The following is a 16342-nucleotide window of genomic DNA, read 5'->3' on the forward strand; positions in this document are numbered from 1 at the left end:
TGCCGCCGGGTCCCTGACGCGCGCCGGCCGTGCCCGCGGGGTCGCGGGCACGGCCGGGTCGCGCTGACTACTTCGAGTTCCGGCGCTGGGTCCGGGTGCCCCGCTTGGGCTGCTGCCGGGGGCCGGTCTGGACGACCTTGCGGAGCGTCACGTCGGACGCGACGTCGATCCGCTTCTCACCCTCGGCGGGCTCGGCGGGGTCGTCGCCGGCCGCGTCGCCGCCGCCGCCCGCCGGGACGGTCGTGCGCGCCGCCTTGGCCTGCCGCTTGGCGCTGTTCTCGCGGCGGGCGATGTTGGCGCGCAGCTCGCGGAACTGCGGCTCGCGCTCCTTGAGCTGGACGAGCAGCGGCGTCGCCACGCAGATCGAGGAGTACGTCCCGACGATCATGCCGACGAACAGGGCGAGCGACAGGTCCTTGAGCGTGCCCGCGCCGAACACCGTCGTCCCGATGAACAGGATCGCGCCGACCGGCAGGATCGCGACCAGCGAGGTGTTCAGCGAGCGCACCAGCGTGCTGCTGAGCGCCCGGTTCGCCGCCTCGCTGTAGGTGATCTTGGAGTTCGGCGTGAGCGGCCGGGTGACCTCCTTGATCATGTCGAACACGACGACGGCGTCGTACAGCGAGTAGCCGAGGATCGTCAGGAACCCGAGCAGCGTCGCGGGCGTGACCTCGAAGCCCGACCAGGCGTACACGCCCGCCGTGATCACGAGGTCGTGCAGGAGCGCGACGAGCGCCGCCAGCGCCATCCGCCACTCGAACGCCACCGACAGGTAGAGGATGATCAGCAGGAGGAAGACGGCCAGCGCCTGCCACGCCTTCTTGGAGATCTCGCCGCCCCAGGAGGCGCCGACGACCTGCGTGCTGACCTTCGCGGCCGGGATGCCGAGCTCCTGGCTGACCGTGTTCTTGATCTTCGCGGCCTCCGCCGAGGGCATGCTCTCGGTGGTGGCCCGCCAGTCGCCGCCGGCCTTCTGGACGATGACCTGGTGCGCGCCGCCGTGCTCGACGGCGCTGCGCACCTGCTCGATCGACCGGTGCGGCGCGTTGAAGGTGAAGACCGATCCGCCCTTGAACTCCACGCCGAAGTTCAGGCCCTGGACCAGCAGGCCGACGACCGACAGCGCGATCAGCAGCCCGGAGATCGAGTACCAGAGCTTCGGGCGGCCGACGATGTCGGCGCTGATCTCGCCCCGGTAGATCCGGGAGAACATTCCGCCGAGCGCCATGCTCACGCCTCCTGACCGGTCGGGCGGGCCGTGGCCGTCGCGGGCTCGGCCTTGTGCAGCTTACGCGGGTCCAGCCCGGACCACGGATGGCCGCGGCCGAAGAACGACGTCCGGGACAGCAGCGTCACGAGCGGCTTGGTGAAGAAGAAGACCACGACCACGTCGATGAGCGTGGTGAGGCCCATCGCGAACGCGAAGCCCGCGACGCCGCCGACCGCGAGGAAGAACAGGACGAGCGCCGCGATGAACGTCACCGCGTCGGCGACGAGGATCGTGCGCCGCGCCCGCTTCCAGGCCGCCTCCACCGAGGGCCGCAGCCGCCGTCCGGCGCGCAGCTCGTCGCGGAGCCGTTCGAAGTAGACGATGAACGAGTCCGCGGTGATGCCGATCGACACGATGAGGCCGATGATGTGCGGGAGCGACAGCCGGAACCCGACGTTCTCGCCGAGGATGACCACCGACACGTAGGTGATCACGGACGCGACGATCAGGCTGGACACCGCGACGAGCCCGAGGCCCCGGTAGTAGAGCATGCAGTAGAGGACGACCAGCACCAAGCCGATCGCGCCCGCGATGAGGCCGCCGCGCAGCTGGTCGGAGCCCAGCGTGGACGACACCTCGTCGATGGAGCTCTGCTTGAACTCCAGCGGCAGCGCGCCGTACTTGAGCACGTTGGCGAGGTCGCTGGCGTAGGTCTGCGTGAAGCTGTCGGCCGAGCCGTAGATGCTCGCGGTGCCGCCCGCGATGGCGCCGTTGTCGATGCTCGGGGCGGACACGACCTGTCCGTCCAGAACGATCGCGACCTGGCGCTGCGGGCTGCCGGACGCGGCCTTGTAGGCGTCGCCGGTGACCTTGGCGAACTGGTCGGCGCCCTTGTGCTTGAACTTCAGCGCGACCGACCAGCTCGCCGTGCCGTTCTGGGCGTTCGGGGCGATCGCGTCGGCCGAGGCGACCTCTTCGCCGTGGACGGCGACCGGTCCGAGGATGTACTTGCGGAAGGCGCCGCTCTCCTCCTGCTGGTCGCAGGACACGACCCACGCGCGGTTCGGGTCGTTGGAGCCCGCGGCGCGCCGGTCGGTCCCGTAGCAGCTCTGCGTCGCGAACTGGCGGACGACGTCGTCGCTCACCCCGGCGGGCAGCGCCAGCTCCTGCTTCAGCTCCGCCAGCGTCGGCGGCGCCTGGGTCGGCGTCGCGCTCGGGGTGGCCGACGGGCTCGCGGACGGCTTCCCGGACGGCTTCGTCGTCGCCGACGGGGACGCCAGCGGCGTCGGGAGCGCCAGCGCGCCACTGAGCGCACGGCCGCGCGGCGTGGCCGACGGGGACGCCGAAACCGACGAGCTGGGGGTCGCCGACGGGGACGCCGACGGCTTGGCCCCCTTGTCCGGCGTCGCGCCCTTGAGCTGGATCGGCCGGCCGTCGGTCACCGCGAACACCTGGCGGAACTGGAGCTTGGCGGTCGTGCCGATGAGGCCGACCACCCGGCTCTGCCCCTCGCCGGGGACGTTCACCACGATGTTGTTGCTGCCCTGCTTGGCCACCTCCGCGTCGGAGACGCCCAGACCGTTGACCCGCTGGTTAATGATCTTGATGGCCTGGTCCATCTGCGACGCCGGGGGGTTCTTGCCCCGTTCGGTCTTGGCCGTGAGCGTCACGGTCGTCCCGCCGGCGAGGTCGAGCCCCAGTTTGGGGGTCGTCCGCCCCTGTAGGAACATCACGCCGATCAGGGCCGCGAGGACCGCGAACAACGCGAGCAGGGTGCGCCCTGGGGCGGATGGAGTGCTACGAGACGAAGCCACTGGTCGTCGTACTTCCCGTCTTGGTTCCTGTACCGAGCGGCCTCAGTCAGGCCGAGGGCTTGTCCGCGCCCTTGCCCGTGGACACGGCCTCCCCGGCCCCGTCCATCTCCCCGGGAGTTTCCTCGGCGTCGTGCTTGGCGTCGTCCTTGGACAGGTCGATCTTCGCGTCGTCGTCCTCGCCCGGCTCGTCGTCCAGCGCCTCGTCGGCGTCCTCGGTGACGACCTGCATGACGGCCTGCCTCACGAAGCGGGCCTCCACGCCGGGGGCGATCTCCAGGACCACGCCGTCGTCGTCGACGGAGACGACCGTGGCGTGCATCCCGGCGGTGGTGATGATGTGCGCACCGGGCTCGATCGAGTTCTGCAGGCCGAGCTGCTCCTTGCGCCGCCGGTTCTGCGGACGGATCAGCAGGAAGTAGAAGATGATGGGCACGGCGAGCAGCATGAGCAGCCCGAAGCCGCCCCCGCCGCCAGAGTTCCCCGACGCAATAATCATGTCGCTGCCCACTGCAGGGCTTCCTTCCGATGTGGTTTGCCCAGTCTGTCCGCTTGATCGGCTCTTCGACCGTGGGCTGGTGACGTGACCAAGTCCCGGAGTCTAGAGAGTATGCGAGACCCCGGCAACGACATGACGAGCGACCGCCCCGGGGAGTTCCCTAGCCGCCGGGGGGCGGTTCGCCGGGGACGTCGAACAGCGTTCCGGCGTCGCCGGGGGGCGGCGGCGGGGTCAGGCCGAGGTGCGCCCAGGCCGCCGGGGTCGCGATCCGGCCGCGCGGCGTGCGGGCCAGCAGGCCCTGCCGGACGAGGAACGGCTCGGCGACGACCTCGACCGTCTCGGGCTCCTCGCCCACCGACACCGCCAGCGTGGACAGGCCGACCGGGCCGCCGCCGAAGGTGCCGAGCAGGGACCGCAGGACGGCGCGGTCCAGCCGGTCCAGGCCGCGTTCGTCCACCTCGTAGAGTTCGAGGGCGGCGCGGGCGAGGTCGGCGGTGACGACGCCGTCCGCGCGGACCTCGGCGAAGTCCCGGACGCGGCGCAGCAGCCGGTTCGCGATCCGGGGCGTGCCGCGCGACCGGCCCGCGACCTCGGCGGCGCCCTCGTCGGTGATCTCCACGTCCAGCAGCCGCGCGGACCGCCGGACGATCACCTCAAGCTCCTCGGGGCCGTAGAAGTCCATGTGCGCGACGAACCCGAACCGGTCGCGCAGCGGGCCGGGCAGCATCCCGGCGCGCGTGGTGGCGCCGACGAGCGTGAACGGGGCGATGTCCAGCGGGATCGCGGTGGCGCCGGGGCCCTTGCCGACGACGACGTCGACGCGGAAGTCCTCCATCGCCATGTACAGCATCTCTTCGGCGGGCCGCGCCATGCGGTGGATCTCGTCCAGGAACAGGACCTCGCCCTCCGCCAGCGTGGACAGGATCGCCGCGAGGTCGCCCGCGCGCTCGATCGCCGGCCCGGACGAGACCCGCAGCGGCTGCCCCAGCTCCGCCGCAATGATCATGGCGAGCGTCGTCTTGCCGAGCCCGGGACCGCCCGACAGCAGCACGTGGTCGGGCGTCCGGCTCCGCCGCAGCGCGCTGTGCAGGACGAGCCCGAGCTGTTCCCGCACGCGCTCCTGCCCGACGAAGTCGTCCAGCCGCTTGGGCCGCAGCGCCGCCTCGATGACCTCCTCGTCCGGCCCCTCAGCGCCCGAGTCCATCAACCGTTCGCTCATTTACTGAGCTTCTTGAGGGCCGCCTTGAGCAGGACCGGGACGGCCGGGACGTCGGCGTCGCCGAGGTCGGCGGCGACGGCGTCCACGGCCGCGTCGGCGTCGCGGGCCGACCAGCCGAGGTTCACCAGGCCCGCCTGGACCTGGTCGCGCCAGGCCGCCGCGCGCGGGGCGGGGACGGCCGCCGGGCCGCCGGACGGCGCGCCGAGCCGGTCCCGCAGCTCCAGCACGATCCGCTGCGCGCCCTTCTTGCCGATGCCGGGCACGCGGGTCAGGGCCGCCAGGTCCTCGGCGGCGACGGCGGCGCGCAGCGCGTCCGGGCTGTGCACGGCGAGCATCGCCAGCGCCAGGCGCGGCCCGACGCCGCTCGCGGTCTGCAGCAGCTCGAAGACCTGCCGCTCGTCGTCGTCGGCGAACCCGAACAGCGTCATCGAGTCCTCGCGGACGACGAGCGACGTCGGGACGCGGGCCTCCTCCCCCACCCGCAGGCCCGCGAGCGTCGCCGGGGCGCACTGCACGGCGTAGCCGACGCCGCCGACGTCGATGACGGCCGTGTCCGGCCCGGACGCGGCGACCGTGCCGCGCACGAAGGCGATCACTGGACGGTTCCTCCTCGGCTCCTCGGGACGGCGGCGCGGCGGGCCGCGTCCAGCCGGGACTGCGCGGCGCCGCGCCACACGTGGCAGATCGCGAGGGCGAGCGCGTCGGCGGCGTCGGCGGGGCGCGGCGCGGCGTCCAGCCGCAGCAGCCGGGTGACCATGCTCGTGACCTGCGCCTTGTCGGCGCGGCCGTTGCCGGTGACGGCGGCCTTGGCCTCGCTCGGGGTGTGCAGCGCGACGGGCAGCCCGCGCCGCGCGGCGGCGAGCATCGCCACTCCGGCGGCCTGCGCCGTGCCCATCACGGTGCTGACGTTGTGCTGCGCGAACACCCGCTCCACGGCGACGGCGTCGGGCGCGAACTCCTCCAGCACGGCCGTCAGGCCCTGCTCGACGCCGAGCAGCCGGTGCGCGACGTCGTCGTCCGGGCTGGTCCGCACGACCGAGACGTGGACGAGCCGCAGCGGACGGCCGGGCAGGCCCTCCACGACGCCGACGCCGCAACGGGTCAGGCCCGGGTCGACCCCCATCACCCGCACGTCGCTCCCTCGATCATCTGTTCGGCCCGGGCCACGCTACCGGACGGGACGGACACGCGCGCGGAACGGTCCGCTCAGAAGAAGTCGAGGGCGTGGGCGTCGGCGGCGAACACCGCGTCCAGGACCGGTTCGTCGCGGTCCAGGCGCCCGGCGCGGCGCAGCGTCGCCGACGGCACGCCGCTGTACAGGGCCGCGAACGCGCCCGGCCCGAGCCGCAGGGCGCCGGACGTCGCGGGGGCCGGTTCGAGCACGCCGGAGCCGTCCGCGACGGTCAGCCGCCAGTCGCCGGTGTTGCCCGGCACGTCCGGGTCGTCCAGGCGCAGCGGGACGGACGCGGCGACGCCCGGCGGGAAGCCCCGCCCGGCTACGGCGGCGGGCGCGTCCACGACGCGCAGCATCCAGCGGACCCGGCGGACGCGGTCGGAGAACCGCTGCGGGATCGCCCACAGCACCGGGTCGTGCGCCGCCAGCAGCGCCGTGACGCGGTCGGCCGTCGTGGAGCCGGACCCGACGATCGCCCACAGCGCGCGGGTCGTCCGCTCGGAGACGGCGACGGCCTTGTTCACGCGGATCTCGCCCTCGTCCTGCCAGTGGAAGGTCAGGAACCCGTCCTCGGCGAGGTAGGCGTCATGGTTCGGTTCGCTGAGGAACGACCGCCACCGTTCGGTGTCCCAGCCGATGGGTCCGCAGTCGCGCGCCTCGCGGTGGACGCGGGCGACCGTCGCGGCGACCTCGGCCGCGTCGTCCGGCCCGACGCGGCGGACGTCGACCGGCTCGGCGCGCAGGCTCCGCAGCGCGTCGGGGTCGAGGCTCACCTCGTCCAGGCCGCCGCCGTGCTCCCAGCCGAGCGCCCGGTACAGGGACGTCGTCGCCGGATAGAGCATCGACAGCGGGAAGCCCAGCTCCTTGCACCGGTCCAACGCGGCGGTGGCGATGGCCCGGCCGTAGCCCCGGCCGCGGGCCTCCGCCGCGACGGTCACGCCGCTGAGGCCGCCGAGCCGCAGCGACCGGCCGTGCCACCACTGGATCTGGTCGTGGAGGTAGGCGGTCGCGACGATCTGTCCGGCGACGAACCCGCCGAGGGCGCGGCCGGCGTCGATGCCCGGCCGGGCGCGCACCAGGAGCCGCTCCCACTCGTCGTCCGGCAGCGGGCCGAACGCCTGGCGGCGCTGCTCCCGTGTCGCCGCGAACTCCTCGACCGTCAACGCCCGAATATGCATGATCCACACCGTATCCGGACGAAAACACCACGGCCGCCGCTCCAGGGCGGCGGCCGGTGCGCGGCCGGATCAGGCGTCGAGCGCGGCCAGGACGTCGTCGCTCACGTCGAAGTTGGCGTAGATCTCCTGGACGTCGTCGGAGTCCTCCAGGGCGTCCATCAGCCGGAACACCTTGCGGGCGTTCTCCTCGTCCAGCGGGACGGTCATCGTCGGCAGGAACTTGCTCTCCGCCGAGTCGTAGTCGATGCCCGCCTCCTGCAGCGCGGTGCGCACGGCGAGCAGGTCGCCCGCCTCGGAGACGACCTCGAACTCCTCGCCGAGGTCGTTGACCTCCTCGGCGCCCGCCTCCAGGACCGCCAGCATGACGTCGTCCTCGCTGGTGCCCTTCTTCGGCACCACCACGACGCCCTTGCGGTTGAACATGTACGCCACCGAACCCGGGTCGGCGAGCGAGCCGCCGTTGCGGGTCAGCGCGACGCGCACCTCCGAGGCCGCGCGGTTGCGGTTGTCGGTCAGGCACTCGATGAGCACCGCGACGCCGCCGGGCGCGTAGCCCTCGTAGGTGATCGTCTGCCAGTCCGCGCCCCCGGCCTCCTCACCGGCGCCGCGCTTGCGCGCGCGCTCGATGTTGTCGTTCGGGACGGAGTTCTTCTTCGCCTTGTAGATGGCGTCGTAGAGCGTCGGGTTGGCGTCGGGGTCGCCGCCGCCCGTGCGCGCCGCGACCTCGACGTTCTTGATCAGCTTGGCGAACAGCTTGCCGCGCTTGGCGTCCAGCGCGGCCTTCTTGTGCTTGGTCGTCGCCCACTTGGAGTGGCCGGACATGCGTTACTCCTCCTCCGTCGCCCGGCGCACCAGCTCGGCGAAGTAATGGTGCACGCGGTGGTCGTCCGTCAGCTCGGGATGGAACGCGGTCGCCATGAGGCGGCCTTGACGGACGGCGACGATCCTATCGACGTCCGGGCCGCTCTCCGCACGACCGAGGACCTCCACGCCGCCGCCGACGCGCTCCACCCAGGGGGCGCGGATGAAAACGGCGTGGTAGGGGTCGTCGCCCATGCCCGCGAGCCCGACCGGCGCCTCGAACGAGTCGACCTGGCGGCCGAAGGCGTTGCGGCGGACGGTCATGTCGATGCCGCCGATCGTCTCCTGGCCCGCGGCGCCGTCCTCGACGCGGTCGGCGAGCAGGATCATCCCGGCGCACGACCCGTAGGCGGGCATCCCGGCCTCGACCCGCTTGCGCAGCGGTTCCAGCAGGTCGAACGCCCGCGCCAGCTTGCCGATCGTCGTGGACTCCCCGCCGGGGATCACCAGCCCGTCCACGCGCTCCAGCTCCGCGGGCCGGCGGACCGCGACGGCGCGCGCCCCGGCGCTCTCCAGCGCCCGCGCGTGCTCGCGCACGTCCCCTTGCAGCGCGAGGACCCCGATCGTGGGCTCAGCCCCCATGTCACCCCTCTACGTCCCGATTCCTGCCTCGCACACCCTAAACGCACCGGTGACCGGCGGTTCTTCCGGGCGGGCGCGGCGACGGCCCGCCGGAGGGCGTCCGGCGGGCCGTCGAGACGGGGCTCAGAGGCCGAGCGTCCAGGAGTTCACACTGCCCTGGCTGCCGAGCCAGTAGTCGGTGACGCGCAGGTTCCAGGTGCCGTCCCGGGGAAGCCCGGCGAGGTCGGCGGTGTAGGTGGTCTTGATGCCGGAGGCGAAGTCGAACAGGTCGAAGCCCTTGAGCGAGCGGACGGTGCCGTCCGGGGCGACGAGGTCGATCACGAGCCCGCCGCGCCAGGGGACGTCGATGTCCACGGTCACCTTGCCGTCGCCGCTCGCGGCGCCCGCGCAGCCGGCGACCTTGACCGGGCTGGACACGGCCTGCCACGCGCCGAACGCGACCTTGCCGGCGCTGGTCGCGGCGGCGCACGGGCCGGGCGGCGGCGGGGAGCCGCCGTCGGTGGTGAACAGCAGCCGGTTCGGCGAGGACGCGCCCGCGTTCCCGACGCCCGTCCCGGCGGCGCCGGTGAGCGCGGCGGCGACCTGCGCGGGCGTGTCGCCGGGGTTGGCGGCGAGGACGAGCGCGGCGGCGCCCGCGACGTGCGGGGACGCCATCGAGGTCCCGGACGCGGTGCGCGTCGCGTTCGCCCCGCCGATCCAGTCCGACACGATGCCGTCGCCGGGCGCGAAGAGGTCCAGGCAGGAGCCGTAGTTGGAGAAGTCCGCGCGCCGGTCGGTCTTCGTCACGGCGCCGACGGTGATCGCTGCGGGCACCCGCGCCGGCGAGGAGTTGCACGCGTTGGCGTTGTCGTTGCCCGCCGCGACCGCGACGGTGACGCCCGCCGCGATCGCGCGGTTGATCGCCGCGTCCAGCGTGGCGCTGGCGCCGCCGCCGAGGCTGAGGTTGGCGACGGCGGGCTTGGCGGCGTGCTGGGCGACCCAGTCCAGGCCCGCGACGACGCCGGACGTGTCACCGCTGCCCTTGCAGTCCAGGACCCGGACGGCGACGAGCTTGACGCCCTTGGCCACACCGTAGGTACTGCCGCCGACAGTGCCCGCGACGTGGGTTCCGTGGCCGTTGCAGTCGGTCGCGTCGTTGTCGTTGTCCACGAAGTCGTGGCCGGAGGTGGCGCGGCCCCCGAAGTCGGAGTGCGTCGTCAGGATGCCGGTGTCCACGATGTAGGCGGTGACGTTGGACGCCTTGGTCGTGTACGTGTAGGACCCGTTGAGCGGCAGGCCCTTCTGGTCGATGCGGTCCAGGCCCCACGACGGCGGCTTCTGCTGGACGTCCGTCGCGTGGACCTTCACGTCCTGCTCGACGGTCTGGACGGCCGGGTCGGCGGCCAGCCGGCGCGCCCGCTCGGGGGTCATGAGCGCCTGGAAGCCCTGGACGGTGCGGGAGTACACGTGCCCGACCCGTCCGGAGTAGCGGCCCGCGAGCGCGCGGGCCACGGGCGCGACGCCGTCGGCCGCCCCCGGTTTCAGCGTCACCAGATAGCTGCCCTTGACGGGCGCGGCGGCGTTCGCGTTGACGATCGGGCCCTCGGCCAGGGCTGGCGGCGCCGCAGTCAGGGGGAGCAGCAGCGCACCGGCCGCTGACAAGACAAGGCTCCGGACTCGCACTGGGGTCACCTTTCGACGCCTGTGAGACGCGCGCCACAGTCGGCGCACACGGCCTCACATGGTGGAAGAAAGGTGACGTCCGGAACCATCGTCTGAACGCACTAGAAATCCGAAGGAATGTGCGCTCAGATGCCAAAAGCGGGATTCAGGACAGCTTGAAGCGCCGGACCGGCAGCTCCAGCGGCAGGAACCCGTCGGCGCCGCGTTCGGCGAGGCCGCGGCCGAAAATGCAGGCCCCGGCGAGGGCCAGGCCGAAATCCTCCTGGTCGAAGGGCAGCGGGACGTCGGCCGCGCCGCCGTCCAGCTCGCGCCAGAACGGCTCCTCGGCGGGCAGCCGGGCGCCCTGGTCGACGACGACGCCGTCCTCGGCGGTCACCAGGACCTCGCGGCGCAGCACCCCGGCGTCGTACCAGCGGAACCAGCACGACGCGACGACGCTCTCCAGCACGAGCACGCCGCAGGACGCGCCGGGCAGCGCGCAGGCGGCGCGGTCCACGATGCGGCGGGCGTCGTCGTCCAGGCAGAACAGCCGCCGGTCGCACAGCAGCACCGCGCCGTCGTAGGCGCCGACGAACACCTCGTCGTCGTAGGGGCGCAGCGCGAAGTCCAGGACGGTGTCACCGGTCTCGGTGAGCGTCGCGGCCGGGTAGAGGCCCCGCGCGAACGACGCCGCGGCGGCGGGATCGGCCGTGACGCCGGGACGGAACACGGCGGCGGGATCGGCGGACCGGCAGCAGGCGAACGAGACCGACCACCCCATGCGCATCCCTCCCGCGGTCCGGGCCCGGCGGGCCGCGTGATCAGCGTAGACCGTGCGGCGGCCCGCCGGGGGCCGGGAAGGGAGATGTCACGCGGGGGTGATCACCAGCCGCGCGCGGCGAACTTCTGGTCCTCGCCGAGCGAGGCGACGTTGATGCCGACCATCGCCTCGCCGAGGCCGCGCGAGACCTTGGCGATGACGTCGGGGTCGTCGTGGAAGGTGGTGGCCTTGACGATCGCCTCGGCGCGCTGGGCCGGGTTGCCGGACTTGAAGATCCCCGAGCCGACGAACACGCCCTCGGCGCCGAGCTGCATCATCATCGCGGCGTCGGCCGGGGTCGCGATGCCGCCGGCGGTGAACAGCACGACGGGCAGCTTCCCGTTCGCCGCAACTTCCTTGACCAGTTCGTACGGCGCCTGCAGCTCCTTGGCGGCGACGTACAGCTCGTCCTCGGGCAGCGACTGCAGGCGGCGGATCTCGTTGCGGATCTTCCGCATGTGCGTCGTGGCGTTGGAGACGTCGCCGGTGCCCGCCTCGCCCTTGGAGCGGATCATCGCGGCGCCCTCGGTGATGCGGCGCAGCGCCTCGCCGAGGTTGGTCGCGCCGCACACGAACGGGACGGTGAACGCGAACTTGTCGATGTGGTTCTCGTAGTCGGCGGGGGTGAGGACCTCGGACTCGTCGATGTAGTCGACGCCGAGCGCCTGGAGGACCTGGGCCTCCACGAAGTGCCCGATGCGCGCCTTGGCCATGACCGGGATCGAGACCGCCGAGATGATCCCGTCGATCATGTCGGGGTCGCTCATCCGGGAGATGCCGCCCTCGGCGCGGATGTCGGCGGGGACGCGCTCCAGCGCCATGACCGCGACCGCGCCCGCGTCCTCGGCGATCTTCGCCTGGTCCGGTGTGACGACGTCCATGATCACGCCGCCCTTGAGCATCTCCGCCATCCCCCGCTTGACCCGGGCGGTGCCGGTGGCGGGCGCGGTGTTCTCAGGACTCGAAGCAGACACGGGCATTCCTCACGTGAACGGGCGATACGTCGGTTTCCATGATATTCGCTGCCCGGTGAGCTTCCCCGCGTGGCCCGGTCAGGGCAAGGTCAGGGCATGTACGGCTTGCCGTCGTTGACCAGCACGACCCAGACCTGGCCGGGCGCGAACGTCATCGGGGCGCCGGCGGCCGTGGTGAAGGTCGTCCCGGCGGTCTCGGACGGGCGGGACCACCGCGCGTCGTAGGCGCGGCCGTCGCGCAGGACGGTCGCCCGCCCGGTGCCGGTCGTGTGGATCAGCGGCGTGTAGGCGCCGAGGAAGTCGTGGAACCGGGACCGCGTGGTCTTGGCGTACTGGACCACGATCGTCGCCCCGCCGAGGACGCCGCCCTCCGCGCCACGGTCCGGCGTCCCGCTGAAGGACGCCAGCCACCGCTTCTGCTTGGCCGACCAGGTGAAGCCCATGCGCGCGGCGGGCCAGCGCGCGGTGAAGCTGCTCGTCGGCTTCCCGCCCTCGGGCGCGGGGCCGAAGCGGAACCCGACGTCCTTGGACGGCTGGGCGTTCGGCGCGCGCTTCAGCAGGTCGCGGGGGTCGGCGTAGAGGTTGTAGGGGGCCGGCTTGGCGCTCGACCGCGAGTAGCCCCGCTCCCCCGCGTCCTCGGAGACGTCGTAGACCGGCGCGGCCTTCACGTACTTCTTCATCTTGCCCTGGACGCCGGAGAACGCGAACGCGGGCCGTCCGAACTGCGGCAGCAGGTGCAGGTCGGAGATCCGGGCGCTGCGCACCGGCCCGACGCGCTTCGGCAGACGCGACGAGAACAGCGCCATCAGCCGGGTCTCGCCGCCCTCGACCTGCTCGACGTAGACCAGGTCGGCCGCCGACACGCCGCTCTGCGGCATCGCGTTCCGGGTGTTCTCGATCTTCACGGCGAGGACGGGTCTCCCCAGGCCCGCGCGCGTCCCGGTCAGCGGGTTGACCGCCGGGCTCGGCGACGCCGAGGGCGCGCCCGACGACGGCGACGCGGCCGTCCGCTTCGCGGGGCTCCCGCCCGAGCAGGCGGTGAGCCCGGCGGCGAGCAGCACGACGCCCGCGACGGCCACGGGACCACGCCTGGCGAACGAACGCACCTTCCACCTTCTTCCGGACGACCAGCCCCCGAGAGTAGCGAACCGCCCGGTATGGGACGGTCAACGGCCGGGCGGGGCGTCGTCGATCTCGAAGAACCCCGGCAGCGGGGCGCGCCCGGCCAGCCGCAGCGCCCGGACGAGCAGCGCCCGGCGGGCCGTCCGCGCCTGCGCCACGGCGTCGTTGTAGAAGTTGCGGGCGTAGCCGACCTTGGCGGCGGCGGACTCCAGCTCGGCGCGGACGTCTCCCCGCCCGTCCAGCCCGGCGGCGAACCCGGGTTGATCGACGGCGGCGCGCAGCGCGCGCGACAGGTCGCTCTCGGCGAACTCGCGGGTGTCGGCGTCGGCGGTGCGGGCGCGCTGCGCGGCGGCGGCGAGCAGCAGGCTGGTCGCCGGGTCCAGCAGCCGCGACGCCGCCAGCTCCAGCGTGACGGCGACGCGGCGGACCAGGGCGGCGTCCAGGGCGGCCCGGGCCGTCTCGACGCGAACGTGCAGCCGGTCCAGCCGCGTCGCCCGCCACGACACGTACAGCGCGAGGACGATCGCGAGCGCGATCGACAGCACGGCGTCCACGATCCAGTCGGGCACGCGCCTAGCCTTCCCGGTCGGCGGCGATGACGACGCCCGCGTCGACGGTGACGGTCTCGTAGACCCGCACGACGTCCCGCGCGACCGACGACCAGTCGTAGGCGCGGACGGCGGCGCGGGCCTCGGCCGACAGGCGGGCGCGGCGGGCCGGGTCGTCCAGCAGGGCGCCCGCGGCGGCGGCCAGCGCGCCGACGTCGCCCGCCGGGAACAGCGCGCCCGCCCGGCCGCCGCGCAGGACGCGGTCGAACGCCTCGATGTCGCTGGCGAGGATCGGCGCGCCCGCCGACATCGCCTCGGTCAGGACGATCCCGAAGCTCTCGCCGCCGATGTTGGGCGCGACGAACACGTCCACCGAGTGGTAGGCGCGGACCTTGTCCTCCTCGCTGACCAGGCCGAGCACGACGACGCGGGACCGCAGCTCGGCGGGCACGCGGGCGAGGACGTCGGCGGTGTCGCCGGGGCCCGCGACCAGGAGCCGCAGCTCCGGCCGCTCCCGGCCCAGGATCTCGAACGCCCGCAGCAGCACCTGGAGGCCCTTGCGGGGCTCGTCCATGCGGCCGAGGAAGCCGAGCGCGCCGCCGCCGGGCCAGCCGGGCAGCGGCTCGGCCGACGCGTACCGCGCGGTCGCGACGCCGTTCGGGATCAGCACCGCGTCGCCGCCGAGATGTTCGACGAGCGTCGTCCGGGCCGCCTCGGAGACCGCGATCCGCCCGGTGATCTTCTCCAGCGCGCTGCGCAGGATCGGCGCGGTCGCCGACAGCACCCGGGACCGTTCGTAAGAAGCGTGGAACGTGCCGACGATCGGACCGTCCGCCGCCCAGCACGCCAGCAGCCCGAGCGACGGCGCGGCGGGCTCGTGGACGTGCAGCACGTCGAACCGGCCCTCGTGGATCCAGCGCCGCACCCGCGACGCCGACAGGAACCCGAACGCCAGCCGCGCCACCGACCCGTTGTAGGGGACGGGGACGGCCCGTCCCGCCGACACCGCGTACGGGGGCAGGTCGGCGTCGTCGTCGGCGGGCGTGATCACCGAGACGTGGTGCCCGAACCCGATCAGCGCCTCGGCGAGGTCGCGAATGTGCTGCTGGACGCCGCCCGGCACGTTCCAGGTGTAGGGGCAGACGATCCCGATCCTCACCGGTCCGGCTCCGCGAGGTCGGCGACCCAGACCTTCTGGAGCATGTGCCAGTCCTGCGGATGCTCGGCGATGCCCTGCTGGAAGACCCCGGCGACGTGCTGGGTCATCGCGGCGATCCGGTCGCGGCGCGGGCCGCCGTCCGGCACCGGGACCTCGTCGTGGACGCGGGCGCCCCAGCCGTCGCGCTCGAACCACAGCGTGACCGGGTACAGCGCCGCGCCGGTCTGGAGCGCGAGGGCGGCGGGCGCGGCGGGCATCCGGGCGGTCTCGCCGAAGAACTCGACGTCCACGCCGCTCGCGGTGAGGTCGCGGTCCACGACGAGGCAGACCGGACGCCCGGCGCGCAGGCGCTGCGCGAGCCGTCCGAACGCCGACGCGCCCCGGTGCGCCAGCACCTCCATGCCCAGGCTCTCGCGGAACTCCACGAACCGGTCGAACAGCGACGCGGGCCGCAGCCGTTCCGCGACGGTCGTGAACGGGTAGCCGCTGTGGACGAGCCACGCCCCCGCCTGCTCGTAGTTGCCCATGTGCGGCAGCGCGAGGATCGCGCCGCGCCCGGAGTCGAGCGTGGCGAACAGCTTCTCGTGCCCGGTGACGCGCATCCCGCCGACGATCCGGTCCCGGTCGTACTCGGGCAGCCGGAACACCTCCAGCCAGTACCGGAAGTACGAGCGCAGGACGCGTTTGCTGAGGATGCGGACCTCGTCGTCCACGGCGTCCTTGCCGAGCACGCGGCACAGGTTGCGCTCCAGCTGGCGGACGCCGCCGCCGTGCTGCTGCCAGGTCCGGTCGGCGAGCGCGGCGAAGACCAGCCGCGCGACGGGCTCGGGGGTCCTGCGGACGACCGTCCAGCCGAGGGCGTACGCCGCGTCGGCCGCCTCGTCGCGCAGCCCCCCGGTCACCGGCGGGACTCCGCCGCCGGCAGCTCCTCCCGCGCCTGCTTCCAGACGGTCGCCAGCCGCTGGCCGACCGTGACGGTGCTGAGGGCGGCGAGGACCCACAGCCCGACCGCGAGGACGTACGGCACGCCGAGCCCGTCGAGCCCCGTCGTCACGAGCACGATGATCAGCCGCTCGGACCGCTCGGCGATCCCCACGTCGCACCGGTAGCCGAGCCCTTCCGCGCGGGCCTTGGCGTAGGACGTCACCACGCCCGCGACCAGGCAGTACAGCGCGAGGGCCGCGAGGACGCTCCGGCCGTCGCGGTCCAGGCCGATCATCAGCCCGCCGAAGATCGCGGCGTCGGCGACGCGGTCCATCGTGGAGTCCAGGAACGCGCCGAACTTGGAGATCTTGCCGGTGACGCGGGCGACGGCGCCGTCCAGCATGTCGAACAGGACGAACGCGGTGATCACGATCGTGCCCCAGAAGTAGGAGCCGCGCGGGTAGAACGCCAGCGCGCCGGCGACCACCCCCGCCGTCCCGAGGAGCGTGATGGCGTTCGGCGAGAGCCCGGTGCGCGCGACCGACCGTCCGATGGGGGTCAGGACACGGCCCAGCGCGGGCCGCACTTTGTTGAGCATCGCCGTCCGTTCGTGAAGGGTG

At 73.3% G+C, this 16342-nt stretch carries 17 protein-coding genes; all 17 read right to left on the reverse strand.

Features of this window, described 5'->3' with window-relative positions; genetic code table 11:
* Positions 1-67: 67 nt before the first annotated feature.
* On the reverse strand, positions 68-1228 hold the full coding sequence (gene secF / locus GQ466_RS26055) for a protein translocase subunit SecF (protein WP_161105762.1): 1161 nt from the start codon (positions 1226-1228) through the stop codon (positions 68-70).
* Between the two features lie 2 nt (positions 1229-1230).
* Positions 1231-2973 (reverse strand): protein translocase subunit SecD, encoded by a 1743-nt coding sequence (gene secD, locus GQ466_RS26060; RefSeq protein WP_337193632.1) that lies wholly within the window; start codon positions 2971-2973, stop codon positions 1231-1233.
* Between the two features lie 97 nt (positions 2974-3070).
* Entirely contained in the window at positions 3071-3532 is a 462-nt protein-coding gene (yajC, locus tag GQ466_RS26065; RefSeq protein ID WP_337193633.1) for a preprotein translocase subunit YajC, read from the reverse strand.
* A gap of 148 nt (positions 3533-3680) precedes the next feature.
* Positions 3681-4739: a Holliday junction branch migration DNA helicase RuvB gene (gene ruvB / locus GQ466_RS26070; RefSeq protein WP_161105670.1), complete on the reverse strand. Its 1059-nt coding sequence runs from the start codon at positions 4737-4739 to the stop codon at positions 3681-3683.
* Positions 4736-5335, reverse strand: coding sequence for a Holliday junction branch migration protein RuvA (gene ruvA / locus GQ466_RS26075; RefSeq protein WP_161105671.1), 600 nt, complete (start codon positions 5333-5335; stop codon positions 4736-4738). Before ruvA ends, ruvB begins: the two co-directional genes overlap by 4 nt.
* On the reverse strand, positions 5332-5871 hold the full coding sequence (gene ruvC, locus GQ466_RS26080) for a crossover junction endodeoxyribonuclease RuvC (protein WP_161105672.1): 540 nt from the start codon (positions 5869-5871) through the stop codon (positions 5332-5334). Before ruvC ends, ruvA begins: the two co-directional genes overlap by 4 nt.
* Before the next feature lie 74 nt (positions 5872-5945).
* A complete protein-coding gene (locus GQ466_RS26085; protein WP_161105673.1) occupies positions 5946-7091 on the reverse strand; it encodes a GNAT family N-acetyltransferase in 1146 nt (381 codons plus the stop codon).
* A gap of 69 nt (positions 7092-7160) precedes the next feature.
* The gene (locus GQ466_RS26090; RefSeq protein WP_161105674.1) at positions 7161-7913 is read right to left on the reverse strand and encodes a YebC/PmpR family DNA-binding transcriptional regulator; all 753 of its coding nucleotides are present in this window, start codon (positions 7911-7913) and stop codon (positions 7161-7163) included.
* 3 nt (positions 7914-7916) lie between these two features.
* A complete protein-coding gene (pdxT, locus tag GQ466_RS26095; RefSeq protein WP_161105675.1) occupies positions 7917-8534 on the reverse strand; it encodes a pyridoxal 5'-phosphate synthase glutaminase subunit PdxT in 618 nt (205 codons plus the stop codon).
* A 123-nt stretch (positions 8535-8657) separates the two neighbouring features.
* Complete coding sequence (locus GQ466_RS26100; RefSeq protein ID WP_237418373.1) at positions 8658-10175, reverse strand: S8 family serine peptidase; 1518 nt, start codon at positions 10173-10175, stop codon at positions 8658-8660.
* Positions 10176-10341: 166 nt separating this feature from the next.
* Positions 10342-10956: a DUF6928 family protein gene (locus GQ466_RS26105; RefSeq protein ID WP_161105677.1), complete on the reverse strand. Its 615-nt coding sequence runs from the start codon at positions 10954-10956 to the stop codon at positions 10342-10344.
* A gap of 101 nt (positions 10957-11057) precedes the next feature.
* Positions 11058-11975, reverse strand: a complete 918-nt coding sequence (gene pdxS, locus GQ466_RS26110) for a pyridoxal 5'-phosphate synthase lyase subunit PdxS (protein WP_161105678.1) — start codon at positions 11973-11975, stop codon at positions 11058-11060.
* An 83-nt stretch (positions 11976-12058) separates the two neighbouring features.
* The gene (locus GQ466_RS26115) at positions 12059-13048 is read right to left on the reverse strand and encodes a DUF3048 domain-containing protein (RefSeq protein ID WP_337193634.1); all 990 of its coding nucleotides are present in this window, start codon (positions 13046-13048) and stop codon (positions 12059-12061) included.
* Positions 13049-13135: 87 nt separating this feature from the next.
* Positions 13136-13660 (reverse strand): hypothetical protein, encoded by a 525-nt coding sequence (locus GQ466_RS26120; protein WP_161105680.1) that lies wholly within the window; start codon positions 13658-13660, stop codon positions 13136-13138.
* Between the two features lie 4 nt (positions 13661-13664).
* Positions 13665-14798 carry a glycosyltransferase gene (locus tag GQ466_RS26125; RefSeq protein ID WP_161105681.1) on the reverse strand — a complete coding sequence of 378 codons (1134 nt, stop codon included), beginning with the start codon at positions 14796-14798 and terminating at the stop codon, positions 13665-13667.
* Positions 14795-15700, reverse strand: coding sequence for a phosphatidylinositol mannoside acyltransferase (locus GQ466_RS26130; protein WP_161105682.1), 906 nt, complete (start codon positions 15698-15700; stop codon positions 14795-14797). The genes GQ466_RS26125 and GQ466_RS26130 overlap by 4 nt, the downstream gene beginning before the upstream one ends.
* Positions 15697-16320: a phosphatidylinositol phosphate synthase gene (gene pgsA / locus GQ466_RS26135; protein ID WP_161105683.1), complete on the reverse strand. Its 624-nt coding sequence runs from the start codon at positions 16318-16320 to the stop codon at positions 15697-15699. The genes GQ466_RS26130 and pgsA overlap by 4 nt, the downstream gene beginning before the upstream one ends.
* Between the last annotated feature and the right edge of the window lie 22 nt (positions 16321-16342).

Origin of the sequence: Actinomadura rayongensis (assembly GCF_009831215.1) — a bacterium.
GTDB classification, from domain to species: Bacteria; Actinomycetota; Actinomycetes; order Streptosporangiales; family Streptosporangiaceae; genus Spirillospora; species Spirillospora rayongensis.